This window comes from Enterovirga sp. (assembly GCF_035325185.1).
Lineage (GTDB): Bacteria > Pseudomonadota > Alphaproteobacteria > Rhizobiales > Beijerinckiaceae > Enterovirga.
In genome coordinates this window covers 31,006-33,609 of sequence record NZ_DAOLAJ010000038.1, presented here as the reverse complement: position 1 = coordinate 33,609, position 2,604 = coordinate 31,006, and the positions used below count along the sequence as shown (strand labels likewise).

Below are 2,604 nucleotides of genomic sequence, written 5' to 3'. Positions count from 1 at the left end.
CAGCTCGCGCAGGAAGACCGTCTCGCGCTTCTGGTTCGGCAGCTCGATGCCGATGACGTTTCGTCCCGGCACCACGGCGATACGGGCCGAGACCGCCGACATCGAGCGGGCGACGTCGTTCGACAGGCCGATGACGCGGCTCGCCTTGGTCCCCGGCGCCGGCTCGAACTCGTACAGGGTCACGACCGGGCCGGGATTGGCGTCGATGACCTCGCCGCGCACGCCGAAATCGTGCAGCGTCTGCTGCAAGGTGACCGAGCTGCGGTCGAGGTATTCCGCCGAAGCCTCGTAGGTGGGCTCGCCGATCATCGCCTCGGCCAGGAGGTCGAGCGGCGGGAGGCTGTATTCCTCGCATTCCGCCCGGCAGGGCGCGGGCGCGGGTATCGCGACGGCCGCGCTCCCGCATGACGGCGCCCGATCCGGCGGCGGAAGCTCGTCGTCGGGACGCTCGTCCTGCTCCACCGGGTGCGGACGGGAGCGGTCGCGCGGGCGGCGCATCGACCGCCACGTCAGCTGCGCGGTGAGGGTCACCGCGCCGTAGCCGAGGAACGGCAGGCGCGGCGGACCCGTCAGCGAAGCCACGAACTCCGCGATATCGTCCTCGTCGCTCTCCTCCGGCTCCGCCTCACCCTGGTCGAACCAGGGATCGGGCTCATCGGCCAGGATCGCTTCGGGCAAGTCTCCCGGATGCCCGCGAGGCGCATCGATCCCCTGGGATGCCGGCGGCCCGTCGCGATCCTCGGACGCCTCGTCCAGGCGGCGATCGTGCCGCGGCGCCGGCTCCGCCGTCATGTCCGAGCCGGCCGCCGGGGGGCGGAGGGGCGCGATCGCGGCGAGTTCGCCCGCCTGCCGCCGCCGCACATGGTCGGGGGTGCGCGTGAACCGCGTATTCGCGGCGAGATCGAATGCCGTGAACCAGGGCGGCACGTCGGCGGGCTGCGACGGCTGTGCCTGAGGGTCGAATACCGGGGTGGTGACGGGCCGCATTTTCGTCCCCTCGGCCTGCGACAGGCTCGAACGGCCTTGCTTTGCGAGAAACGCGACATTCGCCGTTGTCGATTCGACTTCCTGATTCTCGATGACGATCGGACGCTTCGTGGTTGGACGCATGGCTTCCATGATGGTCAGAATCCGCGGCGACTGCTGCTGTTGTAGTGACTCCGCCATGGAAAACGGCGCGTTAACGAGCCCTTCCCGCGCGGGACGAACCGGCGCTTCGAGCCCTGCTCGACGTGAAGGCGGCTTCGTCGCATATGACGGCGCGGCCGGCAGGGAGCATGGGCATTGCGGATCACGATGGTGGGGGCGGGCTATGTGGGGCTGGTCTCCGGAGCCTGTTTTGCGGATTTCGGCCACGAGGTGGTGTGCGTGGATAAGGACCCGGCCCGGGTCGAGGCGCTGAGGGCCGGGGAGATCCCGATCTTCGAGCCGGGCCTGGAGGAGATCGTGGCGACGAATGCGCAGGCGGGGCGGCTGTCCTTCTCGACCGACCTCGCGGGGGCGGTGCCGGGGGCGGATGCGGTGTTCATCGCGGTCGGCACGCCGTCGCGCCGGGGCGACGGCTTCGCCGACCTCTCCTATGTCTACGGGGCGGCGCGCGAGATCGCGGCGGCGCTCGAGGGCTATACGGTGGTGGTGACCAAGTCGACGGTCCCCGTCGGGACGGGCGACGAGGTCGACCGGATCATCCGGGAGGAGCGCCCGCAGGCGGAGTTCTCGGTCGTCTCCAATCCCGAATTCCTGCGCGAGGGCGCGGCGATCGAGGATTTCAAGCGACCCGACCGGATCCTGATCGGGGCCGAGGACGAGCGCGGCGCGCGGCTCGTGGCGGAGCTTTATCGTCCGCTCTATCTCAACGCCGCGCCGGTCCTGACCACCGGGCGGCGGACGGCGGAGCTGACCAAATATGCCGCCAATGCCTTCCTGGCGCTCAAGATCACCTTCATCAACGAGATCGCCGATCTCTGCGAGCAGGTGGGCGCCGACGTGCAGGACGTGGCGCGCGGGATCGGGCTCGACAACCGCATCGGGCGCAAGTTCCTGCATGCCGGGCCGGGCTATGGCGGATCGTGCTTTCCCAAGGACACGCTGGCGCTCGCGCGGACGGCGCAGAACCACGGCTCGCCGCTGCGGCTCGTGGAGACGGTCGTGGCGGTCAACGAGCAGCGGCGCACGACCATGGCCCGCAAGATCCTCGCGGCCTGCGGCGGCTCGGTGCGCGGCAAGAGGATCGCGATCCTCGGCCTCACCTTCAAGCCCAATACCGACGACATGCGCGAGGCTCCCGCCCTCGCCATCATCCGCGCCCTCCAGGATGCGGGCGCGGCGATCCAGGCCTTCGACCCGGAGGGGATGGAGAATGCCCGGGCCCTCCTGGACGACGTCGAATATGCCAAGGACGCCTATGCCTGCGCGCAGGGGGCCGAGGCGCTGGTCCTGATGACCGAATGGGATTCGTTCCGCGCCCTCGACCTGCGCCGGATCAAGGCGGCCATGGCGGGAAACGTCGTCGTCGACCTGCGCAACGTCTACCGGCCGCAGGACATGGCGAGGCACGGTTTCGCCTATACCGGGGTCGGACGCGCCGGTTGAGGAGGATGGGCC

Annotated in this window: 2 protein-coding genes; one reads left to right on the top strand and one right to left on the bottom strand. The window is 69.9% G+C overall.

The annotated features are described in order from the left end of the window. The coding region (locus PKD06_RS09670; RefSeq protein ID WP_324379941.1) for a DNA translocase FtsK at nt 1–1,110 on the bottom strand (1,110 nt) is incomplete at its 3' end. A 174-nt stretch (nt 1,111–1,284) separates the two neighbouring features. Between PKD06_RS09670 and PKD06_RS09665 the strand changes: the two genes are divergently transcribed. After that, nucleotides 1,285–2,592: a UDP-glucose/GDP-mannose dehydrogenase family protein gene (locus PKD06_RS09665; protein WP_324379939.1), complete on the top strand. Its 1,308-nt coding sequence runs from the start codon at nt 1,285–1,287 to the stop codon at nt 2,590–2,592. Nucleotides 2,593–2,604 lie beyond the last annotated feature (12 nt).